This is a genomic window from Steroidobacter sp., assembly GCF_036406195.1.
GTDB lineage: Bacteria > Pseudomonadota > Gammaproteobacteria > Steroidobacterales > Steroidobacteraceae > Steroidobacter.
Map to the genome: position 1 here is coordinate 49,387 of NZ_DASWVW010000001.1, position 20,139 is coordinate 69,525.

The 20,139-nt window shown below is 62.7% G+C and carries 14 protein-coding genes and 1 pseudogene; 5 read left to right on the forward strand and 10 right to left on the reverse strand.

Annotated elements, in window-relative coordinates; genetic code table 11:
• Window positions 1–139 precede the first annotated feature (139 nt).
• Complete coding sequence (locus VGE08_RS00200) at window positions 140–982, reverse strand: integrase core domain-containing protein (RefSeq protein WP_331065823.1); 843 nt, start codon at window positions 980–982, stop codon at window positions 140–142.
• A 337-nt stretch (window positions 983–1,319) separates the two neighbouring features.
• On the opposite strand from VGE08_RS00200, the pseudogene VGE08_RS26225 reads away from it, so the two are divergent.
• Together VGE08_RS26225 and VGE08_RS00210 are read left to right on the forward strand one after the other, a co-directional pair.
• Window positions 1,320–1,535, forward strand: a pseudogene (locus tag VGE08_RS26225) (aldehyde dehydrogenase family protein); the annotation flags it as partial.
• 174 nt (window positions 1,536–1,709) lie between these two features.
• Entirely contained in the window at window positions 1,710–4,517 is a 2,808-nt protein-coding gene (locus tag VGE08_RS00210) for an AMP-binding protein (RefSeq protein ID WP_331065825.1), read from the forward strand.
• A 106-nt stretch (window positions 4,518–4,623) separates the two neighbouring features.
• Here VGE08_RS00210 and VGE08_RS00215 read toward each other — a convergent pair whose 3' ends face one another.
• A complete protein-coding gene (locus VGE08_RS00215) occupies window positions 4,624–5,307 on the reverse strand; it encodes a VIT family protein (protein ID WP_331065826.1) in 684 nt (227 codons plus the stop codon).
• 176 nt (window positions 5,308–5,483) lie between these two features.
• Here VGE08_RS00215 and VGE08_RS00220 point away from each other — a divergent pair, with 176 nt between their 5' ends.
• Both VGE08_RS00220 and VGE08_RS00225 read left to right on the forward strand, forming a co-directional pair.
• Window positions 5,484–5,786, forward strand: coding sequence for a hypothetical protein (locus VGE08_RS00220; protein ID WP_331065827.1), 303 nt, complete (start codon window positions 5,484–5,486; stop codon window positions 5,784–5,786).
• 209 nt (window positions 5,787–5,995) lie between these two features.
• On the forward strand, window positions 5,996–6,859 hold the full coding sequence (locus tag VGE08_RS00225) for an NAD(P)-dependent oxidoreductase (RefSeq protein WP_331065828.1): 864 nt from the start codon (window positions 5,996–5,998) through the stop codon (window positions 6,857–6,859).
• Between the two features lie 38 nt (window positions 6,860–6,897).
• Here VGE08_RS00225 and VGE08_RS00230 read toward each other — a convergent pair whose 3' ends face one another.
• The gene (locus VGE08_RS00230) at window positions 6,898–7,590 is read right to left on the reverse strand and encodes a TetR/AcrR family transcriptional regulator (RefSeq protein ID WP_331065829.1); all 693 of its coding nucleotides are present in this window, start codon (window positions 7,588–7,590) and stop codon (window positions 6,898–6,900) included.
• Window positions 7,591–7,691: 101 nt separating this feature from the next.
• Here VGE08_RS00230 and VGE08_RS00235 point away from each other — a divergent pair, with 101 nt between their 5' ends.
• On the forward strand, window positions 7,692–8,510 hold the full coding sequence (locus tag VGE08_RS00235; protein ID WP_331066072.1) for an SDR family oxidoreductase: 819 nt from the start codon (window positions 7,692–7,694) through the stop codon (window positions 8,508–8,510).
• A 24-nt stretch (window positions 8,511–8,534) separates the two neighbouring features.
• Here the strand turns inward: VGE08_RS00235 and VGE08_RS00240 are convergent, their stop codons facing one another.
• From VGE08_RS00240 to VGE08_RS00270, 7 genes are read right to left on the reverse strand one after another with little or no spacing between them, the layout of a single operon-like run.
• Window positions 8,535–10,685, reverse strand: coding sequence for a PQQ-dependent dehydrogenase, methanol/ethanol family (locus VGE08_RS00240; RefSeq protein WP_331065830.1), 2,151 nt, complete (start codon window positions 10,683–10,685; stop codon window positions 8,535–8,537).
• Between the two features lie 16 nt (window positions 10,686–10,701).
• The gene (locus tag VGE08_RS00245; protein ID WP_331065831.1) at window positions 10,702–12,339 is read right to left on the reverse strand and encodes an NAD(P)/FAD-dependent oxidoreductase; all 1,638 of its coding nucleotides are present in this window, start codon (window positions 12,337–12,339) and stop codon (window positions 10,702–10,704) included.
• Between the two features lie 48 nt (window positions 12,340–12,387).
• Complete coding sequence (locus tag VGE08_RS00250) at window positions 12,388–13,170, reverse strand: enoyl-CoA hydratase-related protein (RefSeq protein ID WP_331065832.1); 783 nt, start codon at window positions 13,168–13,170, stop codon at window positions 12,388–12,390.
• Window positions 13,167–15,323, reverse strand: coding sequence for an acetate--CoA ligase family protein (locus VGE08_RS00255; protein WP_331065833.1), 2,157 nt, complete (start codon window positions 15,321–15,323; stop codon window positions 13,167–13,169). Before VGE08_RS00255 ends, VGE08_RS00250 begins: the two co-directional genes overlap by 4 nt.
• A 7-nt stretch (window positions 15,324–15,330) precedes the next feature.
• Window positions 15,331–16,452 (reverse strand): nitronate monooxygenase, encoded by a 1,122-nt coding sequence (locus tag VGE08_RS00260; RefSeq protein ID WP_331065834.1) that lies wholly within the window; start codon window positions 16,450–16,452, stop codon window positions 15,331–15,333.
• Window positions 16,453–16,479: 27 nt separating this feature from the next.
• Window positions 16,480–18,621: an acyl-CoA dehydrogenase family protein gene (locus tag VGE08_RS00265; RefSeq protein ID WP_331065835.1), complete on the reverse strand. Its 2,142-nt coding sequence runs from the start codon at window positions 18,619–18,621 to the stop codon at window positions 16,480–16,482.
• A complete protein-coding gene (locus VGE08_RS00270) occupies window positions 18,618–20,129 on the reverse strand; it encodes a hypothetical protein (protein WP_331065836.1) in 1,512 nt (503 codons plus the stop codon). The genes VGE08_RS00265 and VGE08_RS00270 overlap by 4 nt, the downstream gene beginning before the upstream one ends.
• Window positions 20,130–20,139: the final 10 nt, after the last annotated feature.

Consider the following 20,139-nt stretch of genomic DNA (forward strand, 5'->3'; position numbering starts at 1 on the left):
TACGGCAATTGTCCGGATCAGACGCAGTGGGAAGATGCTTCACCAAGAGGCCAGAACCTTCACGCACCGATCGGCTGCCGAACGCTGGGCCAAACATCGCGAGGTCGCCCTGGAGAACCTGTCTGTGGCGAATTATCAGTCAAGCGGCAGCTGGGAGCTGATACAGGCCGCGGCAATGGGATCGCCACTGATAGTCTCTAAGGAGAAGCAAGCTGCGACTCGCAGCGGCGGCCTTGCAGATCGGAGTGCGGCCATTCAATGACGCGTGAACGCGATCGTCATTGTAATAGTCTTTGAACTGCAGCAGCTTGCGTTCTAGATCTGACGCGCCCCAGAATGGAACCTGATCCAGAAGTTCTCGCCGCACGGTTCCGATCAGTCGCTCAACGAACGGGTGCGACAATGGCACATGCGGAACGGTCTTGATCTCCATCACATCAAGGATACGCAGATTGGCCTGCCAGCGATGAAACTTGAAGAGCGGGTCGTGGTCGCTGCTGAGGCGTTGCGGCAGTGTCGGTGCGCCGGCGATCACCTGATTGAACATGCGGCAGAGGGCCGCACCATCGACGACGCCGGGTTGCACGGCGAAGCCGATGATGCGGCGAGTGAACTGATCCATGACGACCATCACCCAATTAGTTTTTAGGATTAGAGATTCACAACGAAAGAGATCGACGCTCCAGAGGCTGTCCTTGGCGTGTCCGAGGAAAGTCAGCCAGGACGGACCGTCGGAGCCGCCGGTCGGCCGGCAGTGCTTTGCGAGGACACGTCGCACAACATCCTTGTCGATCTCGACACCGAATACTAAGGCGATCTGTTGAGCGATGCGCCGGCAGCCGAAACGAGGGTTCCGACGTTTCATCTCAACGATCGCAGCGACCAGCTCTGGGCCAGGTCCTTTCGGGCCGGGCTTCCGCTGGCGCTTTGGCGTGAAAAGCCTGCGGTACTTTCGTTTCACCAGGGCATCATGAAACCTCATGAGGGTGGCGGGCCGAAGCACGATAGCCGCACGAATGAGGCGAGCACGACGTATCAGGTCCGTGCACAAGCCAGCAATGACTCGATCGAAGGGCCGTAGATTCGGGGCTCGGGCGCGCGATCGATTCAGAATCAAGAGCTGGTGTTGAGCAGCAGCGACTCGGTAATGATGGAATGAGCGCCACCCGGCAGCAGGAGTTTGGCGATCGTCGCTATGAGATTAATAAGCAAAAAACGCCAGATCTCGCATGAGCCATCGTAGCAGAGAGATTCCACGCGGCAAGACGTGGACGATTTGCACAATCTATGCGCAGAATTTGGAATTCGCCACACACACGCTTGCTCGCGAGGAAACATTCGGACCCATCGCTCCCCTGTTTCGCTTCGAGACCGAGGCTGACGCCATTCGCATGACCAACGATACCGAGTTCGGTCTCGCCGCCTATGTCTACACTCGCGACTTGGGCCGGTCCTGGCGTGTCACGGAAGCGCTCGAACACGGCATGGTTGGACTCAATACCGGCCTCATCTCGACCGAGCTTGCTCCTTTCGGGGTGTTCGCGCCGGTCCATCGCGCGACCACTCGGACATGCCCCTAACGATTAAGGACTCCCTGCGCGAACGACACACCGCCTGCAAACGTCCGAGAAAGTCTCACGCGCTTCAACTTAGCCGCTGCTGGAATCTCACGGTGGTTTGCGACCGGCGGGCTATTACGCTCGTACTCCATGGATATGGTCGCCGCGCCAGCAACGGCCGAGCGGGTGATCGAGATCGCACGTGCGACGCTCAGAGACCTGCGACACGAGCAGGCCGATTCGCTGCCACTGACCCTCGCCAGCACTCTCGACCACGATCTCGGCCTGGATAGTCTTTCGCGGGTGGAATTATTCACGCGCATCGAAGAGGACATGCGCGTTCGATTACCCGATGCGCTGTTCGAAAGCGCCGAAACGCTGGGCGATATCGCCGCCACGCTAGAGCGTGCTCCCGCCTCGGGGACCATCGAGCGGCGCCCCGCCATCGAACGCTCGGATGCGCCGCCACTTGCGGCCGCGCCACCGGCGAGCATGAAGACCTTGGAACAGGTGCTTCGCTGGCACGTGGAACGACACCCGGACTTTCCGCAGATCACGATCAGCCTGGACGATCGCGAGGAGATCGTCACCTACCGGGACCTGTGGCAAGACGCGTGCGCGATCGCCGGAGGTCTGCAGCAGCAACGAGTTCAACCTCGCGAGCCGGTCGCATTGATGCTTCCCACCAGCCGCGACTACTTTGGCGCGTTCTTCGGAATACTGCTCGCCGGCGCTGTGCCCGTGCCGCTCTACCCTCCCGTCCGACTGAGTCAGATCGAGGAGCACGTTCGCAGACACGCGGGAATTCTGGCGAACGCCCGGGCGGGCACGCTCGTCACGACACCCCAGATGCGTCGTCTTGCTACGGTTCTTCGCATGCATGCGCCGTCCTTGCAAAGAATCACGACCGCGGACGAGCTGCGCTCGCTACGTGCGGAACGAACCCAGGTCGGATCGGACGAAAGCGACACCGCCTTGCTTCAATACACCTCCGGCAGCACCGGCCAGCCCAAGGGCGTCGTGCTCACACACGGCAACATACTTGCAAACATCAGGGCACTCGGTACCGCGCTGGAAGTTCATCAGGACGATGTCTTCGTGAGCTGGCTGCCGCTGTATCACGACATGGGACTCATTGGCGCGTGGCTCGGCCCGCTGTACTTCGGCTTCAAGCTCGTGGTGATGTCGCCGCTTGCCTTCCTGGCCCGTCCATTGCGCTGGCTCGAAGCCATTCACAGGCATCGAGCAACGATGTCGACGGCCCCGAACTTCGCATACGAGCTGTGCCTCAGGCATGCGCGGGACGCGGACCTTGCCGGCCTGGACCTGAGCACCTGGCGAATTGCGATGAACGGCGCGGAAGCCGTGATGCCGGAGACTCTGCTGCGCTTCCAGGACAAGTTCGCCCGCTGCGGCCTGCGTCGCACCGCGCTGACGCCCGTGTATGGGCTTGCCGAATGTTCGGTGGGTCTCACCGTTCCACCGCTCGAGCGTGGCCCCCTGATCGATCGGATCGAACGCGATCCCTTCTTACAACGGGGCAGCGCGCAACCGGCGCCCCCTGACGCTAGCAACACACTGGCCTTCGTCTCATGCGGTCGGCCACTGCCCGGTCACGAGGTGCGTATCATGGATGATGCGGGCTGTGAGCTCGGCGAACGGCACGAAGGACGGCTGGAGTTTCGCGGCCCCTCGGCAACGCAACGCTATTATCGAAACCCGGAAGCCACGAGCGAGTTGATTCATGACGGCTGGCTGAACTCCGGCGATCGGGCTTATCTCGCGAATGGCGAGCTGTACGTCACCGGACGGATCAAGGACATCATCATTCGTGCCGGTCGTCACATCTATCCCGATCAGTTGGAAGCGGCGATCGGGTCCATTGCCGGCATCCGCAAAGGCTGCGTGGCGGTCTTCGGCAGCACCGACCGCACCTCGGGAACCGAGCGCGTGGTCGTGCTCGCCGAGACGCGGGAACAGAAGCCGAAGGAGCGCGAGCAGATTCGGCAGGCAATCAACACTGCCGTGGTGCGGACGATCGGCGAGCCGCCCGACGACGTGACGCTGGTGGCGCCACACACTGTACTCAAGACCTCCAGCGGAAAGATCCGCCGAGCGGCCACTCGCCAGCTTTACGAGGCCGGCAAGCATAAATCCATGCAGCAGCGTGCAACGTGGCTGCAACTGCTGAATCTCGCGCTGAGCGGCGTTGCTGCCGCGACGAGCCGTGCAGTGCGTCGCGTGGGCGATATTCTGTATGGTGCCTATTTCTGGAGCCTGTTCGTTTGCTTGGGCGTGCTGGCGTTCGTGTTGACTTCACTGCCTGTGTCCGTGCGAGCATGCTGGAGGATCTGTCACCACGTCAGTCGTCTGTTCCTGCGAATCGCCGGCGTGCGACTCACGATCATCGGTGAGCAGCCAGCGTCGAGCCCATCTGGCGAAGTGATCGTCGCCAATCATTCCAGCTACCTGGACGGCGTAGTGCTGGCGGCGGCATTGCCGCATTCGTGTCGCTTCGTCGCGAAGCGTGAGCTGGCGCGTACTCCGCTCGTCGGCAGGTTCCTTCGACGGCTAGGCACGGTGTTTGTCGAACGCTTCGACGTGCGCGCGGGCGTTGCAGATGCGCGTCGTCTCGCAAAGCTGGCCGAGGACGGCGAATCCTGCATTTTCTTTCCGGAGGGAACATTCGTTCGCGATCCGGGACTTCTGCCTTTTCACTTGGGTGCATTTTCCGCCGCGGCCGCGGCGAATCGGCCCATCGTGCCCATTGCCATCCAGGGCACTCGCTCTCTGCTTCCCGATGGGCAGTGGCTACCGCGGCGTTCGCCCATCACGATACACATCGGCTCACGTATCTTGCCGCCCCATGGAAAGAATGCCTTTGCCGCGACGATTCAGCTGCGCGACGCGGCCCGAGGTTACATCCTCGATCACTGCGGCGAAGTCGAACACGGCTGAATCCAGTATCGTTCGCCATTCACCAAGCAACGACTCGCTTCCGATCGATCGGACGCCGGGCGCGCTCAGGCAGAGGTCGATCGACACAATCGGAGCCTCGGCGCAGCTATGCTTCGAAGAGCGTGCCGATGGCAGCCGTCGCGGCCATCGCCAATGCACCCCAGAACGTCACTCTGGTTGCCCCCGGCACGATCGGTGCGCCGCCCGCTTTCGCAGCAACCGAACCAAGCCCCGCCAGACATATCAGCGATCCGATCGGAGTGACCCAGAGCAACCAGGAGACAGGAGCAAACAGGACCATCAACAGCGGCAGCGCGGCCCCGGTCGCGAACGTTGCCGCCGACGCCAATGCCGCCTGCACGGGCCGGGCGGCCAACGCGTCCGAGATTCCCAGCTCGTCGCGTGCGTGCGCTCCCAGAGCGTCGTGCTGCATGAGCTGCGCAGCCACCTGCGAGGCAAGCTCGGCTTGCAGCCCGCGCTTGACGTAAATTGCCGTCAATTCCGCCTGCTCCTGCTCGGGAGCGGCAGCAAGCTCCTGGCGCTCACGAGCCAGGTCGGCGCGCTCGGTATCAGCTTGCGAGCTGACCGAAACGTATTCGCCGGCCGCCATGGACATGGCGCCGCCAACCAGGCCCGCGATCCCGGAAATAAGAATACCGGAGGCGCCGGTTCCAGCAGCAGCAACCCCAACGATCAGACTGGCGGTCGATACGATTCCGTCGTTCGCGCCAAGCACCGCGGCTCGCAGCCAGCCCGCGCGGTGAGTTCGATGTCTCTCGGAATGTCTCATGACGATCCTCAGCGGCCTACGCTTACAAGGTAGCCCGAAAACCCGAGTCACGGTGCAATTGCGCATCGTGATATTGATCTCAGGGCCCCTACGGAATCACCTTCCAGTTCTCCGGATACGACTCGTGGATGCACTCAGCGTAGGGTCATTGAAAGCGACTCTACTTGGAGATCTCCATGAATGCCCCACGATGCTTCGCTGTTTCGCGAGCGCTGATCGCGACGATCCTTTTAGGCGCCCTCGCCACCGCCTTCGCAGCGGAAACCCCTCCGCCAGCATCCGCACCATCGAAGGAAATGCGGGAGAAGATGGCCACAGCCCACGAGAAGATGGCCGCCTGTCTGCGCTCGGAGCGGGAGTTCTCCGACTGCCGGCGACAGATGCACCAAACCTGTACCGAGATGATGGGCGAGCAAGGCTGTCCCATGATGGGTATGGGCATGGGCATGCGTGGGATGCCGCCGCGGCGGCAACAGTGAGTGCAGTCTCAGGATAGGGATTCCTACGCTTCGCGGGCATTCCTCGATCTCTCCGTCAGCAGAGCGCGCTCCGCTCACCTACTACACAGGCTCCGACCCTATCTTCTGATAGGTGTCCGCGCGCACGCCACAAGCGGTAATCGTGCAATATCACCCCGGCCCGTCACGTTGGGTTGGCGCATCGAGGATCGCCAGGGTTCGAGCGAAGTATGAGTCTGAAAGGCAAGACCTTGTTCATCACTGGCGCGAGTCGTGGCATTGGCCTGGCGATAGCTCTGCGCGCCGCACGAGATGGCGCGAATATCGTTGTTGCCGCCAAGACAGAGCAGCCGCATCCGAAACTTCCAGGGACGATCCATAGCGCTGCCGAACAGATCGAAGCTGCGGGCGGCCGCGCGTTGCCGGTCGTGGTGGATGTGCGCGATGAGGCATCGGTGCGAGCTGCAATCGGCCAGGCAGTAAACCGCTTCGGCGGCATCGACATCTGCGTGAACAATGCGTCCGCCATCAGCCTCTCCGGTACGCTCGAGACAGACATGAAGCGTTACGACCTGATGCATCAGGTCAACGCACGCGGCACTTTCCTGGTCTCCCAACTGTGCATTCCACACCTGCGGGCAGCGGCGAATCCGCACGTGCTCGCACTGTGCCCGCCGCTCGACCTGCGACCTCAGTGGTTCGCGGCGCATCCCGCCTATACGGCGGCAAAGTACGGAATGAGCCTGTACATGATGGCGATGGCGGCGGAGTTTCGGCATGAGGGCGTCGCATTCAATGGACTATGGCCCCGAACACCGATTGCAACGTCGGCGGTGAAGTTCGCACCGGGCGGCTCGGCGTTGATGAACCGTTGCCGTACGTCGCAAATCCTGGCTGACGCGGCTCATGCGATTCTCTGCCGTCCGGCACGTGCTGCGACGGGGCAGTTCTATTTGGACGACGAAGTCCTCTGGGCCGAGGGCGTCACCGATTTCAGTGGTTACTCCTGCAGCCCCGCCGAAGTGTTGGCCGTCGATCTATTCGTAGATCCGACCGCGCCGGCGCCCCCGGGCGTTCGCGTTGGCTGTCCGTGACGGCCGATCGCTCGCACCCGGCGACGCGCACTGCGGCTTCACCCAACGAGCGCTCGCAGTTTGCGAACTGTTTCCAGCAGTTCTCCCGGGGGGTTTGGAATGAAACCGGCAATGCTTGCAAGCACGCCGAGCTTCAGGAACGTGCCGAGCTTCTGCTCCGGCAACCGGCCATTCATCGCGTCGTCGATGATCGAATACTCGGCGTTGGCAATGAGCGTGTGCAGGTAATGCAACTCTGCCGGGGTCAGCAGATTGCGTTCCTGCGCGACCAGCTTGTCGAGGAACGGCGTTACGTGCGAGATCGCGATGTCACGCAGGATGGCATAGATGCCGGTGTCCAGGCTCGAAGAAAAATAGACCGGGGCGAGCTCCCGCGAGTATTGCCGCTTGCGCTTGATGATTCTGGTCAGCCGGTCGATACGGCTCAGGATCTCTTCGATCGTCTCCGGACCGGCGCCCGCACCTTCTTCGCCGATCGACTGGTAGAAAAATTCCTTGATCGCCGTGCCGATCATCGCTTCGCGGTTCTCGAACTGGAGATACAGGGTGCGCAGTGCGACGCCGGCGCGGTCGCTGACATTTCGAGTCGTTGCGCCGCTGATGCCGCTCTCTTCCAGGATCTCCAGCGTGGCCGCGATGATGCGCGCGCGCCGTTCCACCATCGCCTTCGATTGATATGTTCGCGGCGTATTCCGGCCGGCACTGGCGCGAGTGCTGTTGGTTTTCTTCACGAATGGCTTCCGCAGACTGGGCGAACTCATTTCAGAAAGGCAGGCTCATGAAACCAGTGATCGATCGACGACTTGCGGTGGTGACCGGCGGCTGCGGTGGCATGGGGATCGCCTGCGCCCGACAGTTTGGCAGCGCGCACGATCTGGTGCTCACCGACATCTCCGCGGAACGACTCTCGCAGACGCAAGCGCAGCTTCGCGACGAAGGATACATCGTGCGAGCCTGCGTCGCGGGAGACCTGGCCGAGCCCGCTGTCATCCACGATCTCATGAAGGCCATCGATGCGCACGGTCGCCTCGGCGTCTTGATCCATACGGCGGGCGTATCTTCCGGCATGGCGGAATGGCAACGTATTCTTCGCACGAACGTCCTTGGCACACGATTGCTGTTGGATGCGATCGAGCCGCGCCTGTGCATGGGCAGTGTCGCCGTACTGGTCGCTTCGGTTGCAGGCCATGTGGCCCCGGTCGATAAGCAGGTCGATGCCCTGCTCGCATCTGACACCCAGGCGGACGAACTGCTCGCCATGATGGAGCAACATCTGCAGAGGTTCGCGGCCGCGCAGGGCCAGAATGGCTCGTTCGTATACTCGAGCCTGAGCGGCCCCGCGTACGCCCAGTCGAAACGAGCCACGATCCGACAAGCCGCGCTGCGCTCGGGCGCATGGGCCAAGAAAGGTGCGCGTATCGTCTCGATCTCCCCGGGCATCATCTGGACTCCGATGGGTCGCCACGAGGTCGAGCACGGCCAGGCCGCGAGCATCGTGCTCGAACAGACGGCGCTGGGTCGCTGGGGCACGTCGATGGATATCGCTCGGGCCGCCGCATTTCTGGCGTCCGAGGATGCTTCTTTTATCACCGGCACTGACCTGCGCATTGACGGGGGTATGGTCCCTGCTCGCCTCGGTGAGAGCTACTGAGTCTACCGTTCCGTCGCCGATGCGTCACTGCTTCTGCGCCGCTTCTTGTGTTTGCAGCACCTTCGCCGAAGAGATGACGTAAGCGCGAATCGACTCGGCCTGCTCGGAGGTCAGGCTGCCGGCGAAGGAGATCATGCCTCGCGATTCGAGCGCGCCGCCCAAAACAACCTTGGCAAAAGCATCCGGGTGACCCGCCATCGCCGAGCGCCTCAGGTCCGGCAAAATGCCCGATGACAGCAGCGACGCGCCGTGGCAACGGCTGCAGTACGACGTGTACAAACCCGCGCCCTCGTCAATTCGTTTTTGAGGCCATCGCTCTGCCGTCGGCATTGCCGGCGGTAGCGGAACAGGCGTGTACGCCGGTAGCCGGGCGCTGCCCTTGAGCTTGAAAGCAAGCACTCTGCCGTTGGGGGCAGCGAATGCAGGCTTCAGCGCTGGCAGCGCGAGCGGGACCGCGCCTCCATAGCCAGCCATGACGGCAACGTATTGTTCGCCGGCGACGCGATAGGTCACGGGCCCACCGACAACGCCTGTCTGCACGTCGTATTTCCAAAGACGCTCGCCGTTGCTGGCGCGGAAGGCTTGCAGTTGTTTGTCAGCCGTTCCTTGAAACACCAGATCGCCGGCCGTCGCGAGGACGCCGCCATTCCACGGCCCCGCATGCTCGACCACCCACGCCTCTTTCTGCGTCACCGGATTCCACGCGATCAAACGCCCTGTCAGCATCGTCGCAATCTGCGCGCGCTGCGCAGGATCGTCGGGCACGCCGAGCAGGCTGAAATCGATACCGGAGTTGAGCGCCTTCGGCCGCACCTGGAAGTCGGGATCATCTCGATATGCAAGCGGCAACTCTTGCGCCGGAATGTATGCGAGCCCGGTCGCGGGACTGTAGGCCATCGGATGCCAACTGTGCCCCCCTGCGCCGCCCGGCCGCGCAACGAAGATTCCCTTTTCGTAGCGAGCCTCGGCAGTCTCCTGCGGTCGACCGGTCGCGATGTCGATGCCGGTCGCCCAGTTCACTGGAACGAAGTTGCTGGCCGAGAGCAGCTTGCCGTTCTCACGATCGATCACATAAAAGAATCCGTTCTTCGGCGCCTGCATCAGCACTTTGCGCTTGCGCCCATCGAGCATCAGATCGGTGAGCGTGATGGTCTGATTCGCGTTGTAGTCCCAGGTCTCGCCGGGATTCACCTGGTAGTGCCACAGATACTCGCCGGTGTCCGGCTTCAGCGCGATGATCGAACAGAGAAACAGGTTGTCGCCCTTACCCTCCGAGCGAATGCGCCGGTTCCACGGCAGCCCGTTGCCTGTACCGACATAGAGCTGGTCGAGCTCCTGGTCGTACACGATCGAGTCCCAGGCGGTGCCGCCGCCGCCATATTCGTACCACTTGCCGAACCAGGTCGGCAGCGCTTTCTCGGCGAGCACCTTGTCCGAGGCCGCACCGTCCGGGCCCTTCGCCGGGTCTCCTGGCACCGTATAGAAACGCCACACAAGCTTGCCAGTCTCGGCGTCGTATGCACTGACGAAGCCGCGCACTTGATAGGTATCTGCACCGCCATTGCCGATGATGATCTTGCCCTTCACGACGCGGGGCGCGCCGGTAATCGTGTAGGACGCCTTGGGATCGGTGGTCTCGACCGACCACACGAGGTTGCCATTGGCGGCATCGAGCGCGATGAGCCGTCCATCGAGCGTGCCGACGAAAACCTTACCGCGATACACCGCGACGCCTCGATTCACGACGTCGCAACACGCCTTGATCGCCGTGCTGCCCGGCACCTGCGGATCATACGTCCACAGCATTTTTCCGCTCGCCGCATCGAGCGCCACGACCTTGCTCCACGCGGTCGAGGTGTACAGCACACTGTCGACGACGATCGGCGTAGCCTCCTGCCCGCGATTGGTATCGAGGTCGTGATACCACGCCAGTTCCAACTGCCCGACGTTATCGGCATTGATCTGCGCGAGCGGACTGAAGCGTTGTTCGCTGTAGGTCCGCCCGTAGCTCAGCCAATTGTCAGCATCGGACTGCGCACCAACGAGTCGCGCGTCATCGACGTTCGCGAAGGCTCGTGGCGTGGATGGAAGATCCGACGCCGATGGAAACTGCGGCTGGCACCCGCTGAGCAATGCCAGGAGACTCAACGCTGCGCCGCTGTGTGCGATTCTCATGGTGCAATCCGCTCGGTCAGCTGAAGGCGAACCCCGGATATCCCTGCTTGCGCTCCTGCTGGCAGCGCTCGTTGTAAGTGAGATAGCCGCCGACGTAAGCGAGAATCGCGCGCGGCTTGCCGGGAACATTGGCGCCGACGTACCAGCTGTTCGCCGTCTCCCACAGCGTGCCCTTCACTAGCTCGCCCACGTGGCGAGTCCACTGCTCCTGCGCATCGTGCGTCGCTTCACAACGCCGCAATCCCTTCGCCTCGCAATGCGAGATCAGCGCCGCAATCCATTCGACCTGCATCTCGTTCGTCATCACGACATTCGTCAGCACCGACGGGCTGCCCGGCCCGCCCACCATGTAGAGATTCGGGAAGCCGTGGATGCTGATGCCCAGATGTGTATGCGGACCCTGCGCCCAGCTCTCCTTCAGAGATTTCCCGCCGACACCGCGCAGCTCCATGTTGGTCAGCGCGCCGGTCAGCGCATCGAAACCGGAGGCCGAGATCAGCACGTCGAGCTTGATCAACCGGCCGCCGACGATGGCGCCCTCCTCCGTGAAGCGTTCGATCGGCTCCGACTTGATATCCACGAGCTCGACGTTGGCACGATTGAAGGTTTCATAAAAATCAGTGCCGACCGTGCACCGCTTCGTGCCGTAGTGGTAGCCACGCGGGGTCAGCTTCTCGGCGGTACGAGGATCCTTGACGATCGTGCCGATCTTGCTGCGCAGGAAGTCGGCCGCCTCCTCGTTCACCTCCGGATCGACCATCGCGTCACAGAAGGCCCAGCCGACCACGCCGCCGCCATTTGCATATCGTGCTTCGTAGATCTCGCGCCGGCGCTGCGGGGTGAACTCTCTGGCGCTCTTGAACATCGCATCGTTGATCTCGTCATCGAGCATGATGTCGCCGCCGCCCCAGCGCAGGCAGTTCTGCAATCGATGTCGCGTGAGCTCGCGGTTCTTCTCCCACCACTCGTAATCCGCCACCGTCAGCGGGCGGTTGCGTGCAGGCGCATAGAAGTTCGGCGTGCGCATGAACACCGTCAGACGCTCGCACTGCTCTGCGACGATGGGAATGGCCTGCACCGCCGATGAGCCGGTGCCGATGATGCCCACGCGCTTGCCCGTGAAGTCCGGCGACTCCTTGGGCCAACGCGCCGTGTGAATCACCTGTCCCTTGAAATCCTTCAGTCCCGGAATGTCCGGCATGATCGGCGTCGTGATCGGCCCGACTGCCGACAAGAAGTGTCGCGCACGGTAGGTGTCGCCGCTTTCCGTGCGGAACGTCCAGAGGTTCTCCAGCTCGTCGAACACGGCCGAGACCACCCGGGAGTTGAAGCGAATGTCGCGGCGCAAGTCGAGCTTGTCCGCCGCCCAGCTCAGGTACGCCTGAATTTCGTCGCGCTTCGCATAACGCTCGCTCCATTTCCAGCCTTGGTCGAGCAGCGGCGAGAAGGTATAGCAATAGACGAGGCTCTCGACGTCGCATCTCGCGCCGGGATAACGATTCCAGTACCACGCACCGCCCACGTCCGGAGCGGCCTCGAGCGCCAGCACCTTCATGCCGTTGCTTCGCAATCGGTACAAGGCGTGCAGTCCCGCGAAGCCGGCACCCAGCACGAGCGCATCCAGGACCGTTTCGGTCGATGACACTTCAGACATACGTTGTTCTCTCGAGGAAGTTCATACGTTGATGGGTTGGCCGGCCACTCAGCTCGACCAGACAGGTGCGCGACGCTCGACGAACGCCTTCGCGCCTTCGTGGTAGTCGCTCGCGGCCAGCACGTGTTGGACCGCATCGTCCTGGACGGCGCGCACATCGTCTTCACACAGATCGGACGCGTAGCGCGTCACGCGCAAGCTCTCGCGCACGGCAATCGGCGAATTCGCAGCAATGCGGCTCGCCATGGCCAACGCTTCGTCACGCTCCGCACCAGGCGCTGTAATGCGATTGATGAGACCGGCCTCGAACGCCCGCTTCGCGCCGAGCGGCTCGCCCGTCACGACCATCTCGACGGCAAGCGGCCGGGACAAATAACGTGCGATCCGATAGACACCGCCCGCGCCGGCGATGAGCCCGCGCTTGACTTCCGGAAGCGCGAAGCTCGCATTTTCACTGGCCACGATGAGGTCGCAGGACAACACGAGCTCCACGCCGCCACCGGCAGCCGGCCCCTGCACGGCCGCGATCCATGGCTTCGACTTCTTCGCGTACACGAACCCAGCGAACCCGCCATCCGGTCGCACGGTCTCCCACATCTTTCCAGCAGCGACGGCCTTGAGATCGAGGCCGGCGCAGAAGACATCTCCGCTCGCCGCGAGCACAGCAACGCGGATCGACTTGTCTGCTTCGACCTGTTTCGTGAAGGCCTCGAGCGCAATCGCGACAGCGCCATTCACCGCGTTGCGCGCGGACGGCCGATTCAACGTCACCACAGCGACATGCTCGCCGACGCGCTCGAACAGCACTTCATCTCCGACTGCGATGCTCATTCAACGGATCTCCAGACAACCAGCCCATCCAGCGCCTCGATCTCGTTACCACGTACCAGTAGCGGATTGACCTCGAGCGAATCGAGCGCGGGTCCGAGCGCGAGTGCGGCGTTGCCAATGTTCACGATGACATCGGCGAGTCGATCCAGATCGGTGGCCGCCGAGTTGCGAAAGCCCTGCAGGAGTTTTCGGCCACGCAGGCGGGACAACATGTCGAGCACGTCCGCGCGATCCACGGGCAGCGTCGCGATCGCCACATCCGCGAGCAGCTCGACCAACACGCCGCCGAAGCCAATGGTTATCGTGGGGCCCCAGGTCGGATCGTTCCTAACGCCCACGAGCAGTTCGACGCCGCCTTGTCGCATCGGCGAGGCGATCACTCCTTCGATATGCGCGTCGGGCCGATGCGAGCGCACAGTTGTCAGCAACTCATCGAGTGCCGCAGCCACATCCGACGCGGCAACGTTCAGGCGCACACCTCCGACCTCGGTCTTGTGTGTGATATCGGGCGAGAGGACTTTCAATACCAGCGGACCATCCAGGCGGAGCGACTGCGCCTCCGGGCGCGAACGAATGACTTGCGCGGGAATCACCGGCACGCCGTGATTCGCAAGAAAGTCGAGCACTGCCCGCTCGTTCGCGAGACTGGGCACAGCGCCTGTTCGTGACGTCGCAACGTTCGGCAATTGCAGCGGCTTCAACGGCGATGTGAGCCGTTGCGACCACCAGGCCGCTTTGGCGACGGCACGCAACATCGGATCGATGCCGCACACCACGTGCGGCAGCTGATGCTCCGCAATGAAGCGGCGTGTGACATCGGTGAGCGTCTTCACGGTCGTCAGCACCAGTAACGCAGGCTTGTCAATGGACTTCACCGCGCGACCGATCGCAGCCAGCCCCGCCGGCAGCGCCACGGCGCCTTCGACGGTCGGGATGCCCATATTGACACCGACGATGCCGATGCCAGGCGCAGCAGCCGCGACGGGAATCAGACGCTCCAGCAGCGATGGATCCCGAACCGCCGCTCCGGTGACATCCAACGGATTCATGGACGAAGCAAAGTCCGCGATCAGCGTTTTCAGGAGGTCGGTCGTTTCTTTCGGGAACGCCGGCACGCTGGTGCCAGCTGCTTCGGCGCCGTCTGCAACGAGCGTGCAGGCGCCGCCAGAGATCGAAATGAAGGCGAGTCCCGGCGCCGGCAACGGACCGGTCGCCGCCAGCAAGCCCGCGGTCACGATCAAATCCTCGACGGAGTTCACTCGGATCACGCCGAGGCGTGCGCAAACCGCATCGAAAACTTTGTCATTACCGGCAAGCGACCCCGTGTGCGCCTTCGCTACCTCGCCCGCCAACTCGCTGCGGCCAATCTTCAACATCACGATGGGTTTGTTTCGCTCGCGGCATCGCGCCGCTGCCGCTGCGAACATCGCTGGATTGCGGATCGATTCGGCGAACACCGCAATGGCGCGAGTGTCGGGATCATCGACCAGGTAGTCGACGACGTCCGCCAGGCTCAACTGTGCTTCATTGCCGGTCGCGGCGACAAAGCTCGTACCGATATTCTGGCTGTGCGCGAACTCATTCAGCTCGCTCGCGGTCGCGCCACTCTGGGAAACGATCGCAATACGAGGTGGCAACAGCGGCAACACCGCCGGCACGGATGACACGGGCGCGCGTGCACTGACATTGTTGTAGCCAAGTGAATTCGGGCCCCAGATGTTCATCTGAAGCTCGCGCGCCTTGTCGAGCAGTTGCTGCTGTAATGCAGCCCCCTGCTCGCCGGTCTCCGCATAGCCCGAGGTCAGGATCGCGGCGTTGCGAATACCGGCGGCTGCGGCGTCCTCGAGCGCCTCGATGACGGCCGGCTGCGGCACGAAAATGAAAGCAACATCGATGTCACGTCCGATATCACGGCAGGAGCGATAACCCTTCACGCCCATCACGTCCACGCCGTTGCGATTGACGGCGCACACATACCCGCCAAAGACGAAGTCGCGCAGGTTCTGCATGATGAAGCCGGTCCATGCGGATTTCTCCGTCGCGCCGACGAGCACGATGCTGCGCGGACGAAACAGCTTGCTCAGCGGATGCTCGCGCCTGCTAGCGTCATCGGTACCGCCGTTGTCACGAGAACTGTCGATGCTGGCATTCATGCTGGCCTCAACTCTCGATCGTCGCTGACAGGCGCTCCACTGCATCCGCGAACTCCTGCTGGAATTCGCGCACTACGGCAGTGGCGGAACGCACGGCATCGACAAGGCCGACGCCCTGACCCACCCAATAGCTCACGAGCTCCTTCGCGGCGGCATTGCCTGTATCCGCGGCTTTGTCGATGCGTGCGAACGTCGGGATGCTGATCATCGCCATGATGGGCATCGGCAACGCTCCCGGACTGTCGGGTCCGTCCCACGCATCGTGCCAGCTGGATTTCAATTGCCGGCTCGGCTTGCCGGTGCGCGACTTCGAGCGGATCGTGTCGCGCGAGCCGGCGGCGATCATTTTCTGCTTGAATGTTTCCGAGGTCTCCGCTTCGGCGGTGGCCAGCCACACCGAGCCCGTCCACGCGCCGGCGGCGCCCATCGCCATGCAGCCCGCCATCTGCGCGCCGTTCATGATGCCGCCGGCGGCCAGCACGGGAACGTCACGAATCGGTTTGATCGCCCGGATCACTTCGGGCACCAGTACGAGCGTCGAAACTTCACCGCAGTGGCCGCCCGCCTCGGAGCCCTGCGCAATCAGCAGATCCACACCGGCCTTCACCTGACGGACCGCATGTTCCTTCGCGCCGACCAGCGCGCCCACCGGAATACCATGGTGTCGCGCACGTTCGATCATCGATGGCGGCGCGATGCCCAACGCATTGACGATGAGACGAATCGGATGGCGGAACGCGACATCCATCAACGCTTCACCAACTTCCGGCAGCGTGGCCGGCGGCAGCTTGTCGACGACATCTTCGGCCGTCACCGTGATGCCGTGTTTGCGCAGCAACTCCACCGTGAAATCGATGTGCTTCTTTGGCACCTGCGCCGCCAGCGACGCGAAGTCCGTTGCAGATCCCAGCGACTGATGCTCGGGCACCAGGATGTCGATGCCGTAGGGCATGCCGTTCACGTGCTCATCGATCCATTTCAATTCTCGCTCGAGAGATTCCGGCGTGAAGCTGCTGCCGCCGAGCACGCCGAACCCACCAGCACGACTGACGGCGGCGACCACATCTCGGCAGTGACTGAATGCGAACAGCGGGAATTCCGCGCCTACCAGACTCTTGATGGGTTCCATCGTTGCGACTCTCTGCCTCGTTGATACTCAGCGGCCCAGCCCCAGGCCGCGCTGCGCGATTATGTTTCGCTGGATCTCGTTACTGCCGCCACCGACCACGTACATGATGGTCGAGCGCAGCAGCAGCTCGATGTCACCATCCGCAGGGACGTCATTGGCACTCTTGCCGAGCAGCGCCGGTGTGCCCAGTAGATCGAGCGCCGACTCGCAGATGTTCTGAGCGAGCTCGCTCGCGAAAACTTTAGCCATCGCCGCTTGGGCAAGCGGTGCGGCGCCAGACGGTGTAGGCTCGAGCGACTGCGCAACGAGCAAGCGGCTCGTGACCAGGTTTGCGGCGAGTTGACCAATACGATCGCGCGTCAACGATTCCAGCGCGAGCTGCTGCCGCTGCTGCACTGACCGCACGATGGCGCCGAGCAGTGACTGCACACGAATGGCGAGGCCACCCATCGCGATTCGCTCGCTCGCGAGCGCGCCGGCGAGAATCGCCCAACCCGCGTTTTCCTCGCCCAGGCGCCAATCGGCCGGGACACGAACATTGTCGAAAAAGATGCTGCAGAACTTCTGCCCATACATTGCTTGCATCTGGTGCACGGTAATGCCGGGAATGTTCATGGGCACGACGAACAAGCTGATACCCGCATGCCTCAGCTTTGGATCCGGATGCGTGCGCGCTGCGAGCAGCATGTGTGATGCGCGATGGCCGTCCGTGGTCCAGATCTTTTGCCCATTGACGACATACGTGTCGCCTTCGCGAACCGCGCGTGTTCGCAAGCTCGCCAGATCCGAGCCCGACTCCGGCTCGCTGTAGCCGAGACAACCTGTGACCTTGCCGGCACGTAAACCTGGCAGCAGCGCATCTTTCAGCCGCTGCGAACCGTGCGCGATGATCTCTGGCGCCATGATTCGGCAGCTGCTGATCACCGCATGATCGGTGGCCCCGGCCTTGATCAGTTCCTCGGCGTAAGCGAGTTGTTCGAGCGGCGTCGCGTCCATTCCATCGGCGGCCCTCGGCCAGCTCAACGTGGTCCAACCGTCGCGACCAAGGCGCTCGGCGAAGGTGAGATCCCAGGGGCGTTCCTCTTCAGGGCAGGCGCGCCGGGCTTCGCGCTCTTCGGCAGACCAATTCCGTGAAAGCCACTCACGAAAGCGCGCACGAAATGGCGCGACCGGATCGTCAGCACGACTGAAGAGCGAATCGATATTCTCCCCGTCTCCGGTCAGCAGAAACTCGGCGAGTTCCGCTCTCGCCTTCGTCACACCGCCCAGGCGTACCAGATCGGCGTGCACTCGTCGAAACAACGCGGGCGCTGGATGCTCCTCGGCGAAGCCCACAGCGCCAAAGCAGTGCTGAGTTTCCAGTGCGACCTTGCGCAGCGAACCGGCGGCGAACGCAGTCGCCGATGCAGCCAGCGCGCGCCAATTGGCAGCGCCCTCATCATGTGCACGAGCCGCGGCGCTCAGTTGCAAACGACAACCTTCGAGCGCCATGTGGCTGTTCGCCATCTTGTGCTGAATCGCTTGGAACGAACCGATGGCTTGCCCGAACTGTTTGCGCTCCTTGCCGTAGTTCAGGAACGCTTCGAAACCCTCCACCGCAGCGCCATAGGCGCGCGCCGCCCAGCCGAGCCGAACGATGGCAAGCAGCTCCTCACATTGCCTGGTCGTCAATGCACGCGACAGTGCAGGCGACCACAGATGCAGGTCTGCGAATCCCGGCGCGAGTGCGGGCGTCGGCTGCACCGTGACGCCCTCGGCGTCGCGCGCCACGACGCACAGATAACGATCGTCGGTGAGCACCAGCCACTCGTCGGCGTTTACCGCCTCTTCGACACAGCGCGCAGTTCCCAGCACTCGTTCCGGTTCGAACACCAGGCTGCAGGCATGTTCCTTCTTGCCGAACGTGCCGATCGCAACAGCCAGGCGCGCCCCGGCGCTCGCCAATCCAGGCGCATATCGATTTGCGATCGCAGCTTCAAGCACCGGCAGAGTCGACGCGCGACGACCCATCTGCGTCATCACCACGAGCAAATCTGCGAGCGAATCGGATTGTTCACCAGAGAAGAATCCCGTGAGTCCCTGTTCCACGACGTCGGACCAGTTCGCTCCGCGTGCCAGCATGCGACGAACGGAGTCCGCCAGCAGATCCGTGTGTGATTCTTCCTTCATCGCTGCCACCGCCAGTAGCGATAGCCGTCATCCGATCTGACACACTCGCCGCTCGATCCCACCGGCTCGGTCTCGCCGGACACGAGAAACTCCAGACCCGCCTGATTGTCCGGCGACACACGGGATACGAATCGCCGCCCGTCGGGAGACAGCGCGACGATGGTGCCGAAGCTCGGACGTCCGTCGCGCCCGTAGGGCACGGAATAAGCCTCGATACGTCCGGGGCCCACGTACTCTTCATCAAACACAGGTGCAGAATCCCGCAGACGCTCCGCGTCCGCGTCGAAATCGAAGTCTCTTGGCAACGTGGCCGCAGCTTCTTCAGGCGCGCGAGACAGCACGATCGAATGGTTGTGAGTAGCGAAGCCGCCGTTCGCAAAGATGAAACCGTGCGTACCGCGAGCGCGCAGCTTGCGAGTCATCATTACGATGGCGTGCATCATGCAGTTGCCGATGGGCCCGCCACCGAAACTGAGACCGCCGTAGACGCTGGGTGCGCGATCGAGCGGCCAGCCCAGTACGCGCCGCGCCATCTTCGCGACGCAGGGGAAACAGTTGTACAACTCCACGTAGTCGAGCTGATCGGCGCGCAAGCGATTGAGCTCCAGCGTCTTGAGGATCGAAACCTCCATCGCGCGGGAGCGCGCATAGGAATCACGCGCGAGGAAATCTTCGCTTTCGCTCGCCGCCGCACCCGCGCCCACGTAGATGATGCGATCCTCGCCGATGCCCATGCGCCGCGCTCGATCGAGGCTCGTGACCAGAACGGCAGCGCCCTGATTCACGGCGCTGTTCGCGACCATGAGCTTGGTATATGGAAACGTGATCATGCGATTGCGGTCGGAAACCGTCTCGATCTGCTCGGCCGTCACTGGCTCACGAATACACGCCGCATCGTTCTGCGCCGCGACACTCGAGTAGGCGGCCCACATGGTGGCCGTCTCACGTTGCGCCTCGGCGAAGCTCTGCCCCCATGCGGCCCGCGTAGCGGACTCGTAGAGCGGGTACACATCGGTCGGCGTGGTCAATCCATACTTGCGTAAGAACGGCTTGACGGTCGCATCCAGCAACTGGCGCATTGCATTTTGTGACTTGCCCGTCTCAGCAGCGCTACGACGCGCAGCCGTGCGCAGCGCTTCGCCACCAACCAACGCAGCGACTTCAACCTCTCCGGACGCCACCAGATTGGCTGCATGATTCAGCAGGAACACGGGCCCATCGCCGCTGGGCTGCGGCGTCAGCAGGCTCGACCTCGGCTCGAGTCCCGTGGCTTCGATCAAGTGCGGCAGAAAGGGTTCGGTGCCCGGCCACGGCGCGACGCTACCGCTCATGTGATTCTCGACCCCGAGGAAGTCGAGCTGCGCCAGCACACCGCCGCCGGCATCACGATCTGCGTTCGCCAGTGCGGCTTTCATCAGATCGATCACGTCGAGCGGCTGCGCGCTGGCGTCGCTCAGATCATTGATCTGACCGACGCCAACGATGACAGGAACATTTCTCGGTTGCATCGCTCGCCGG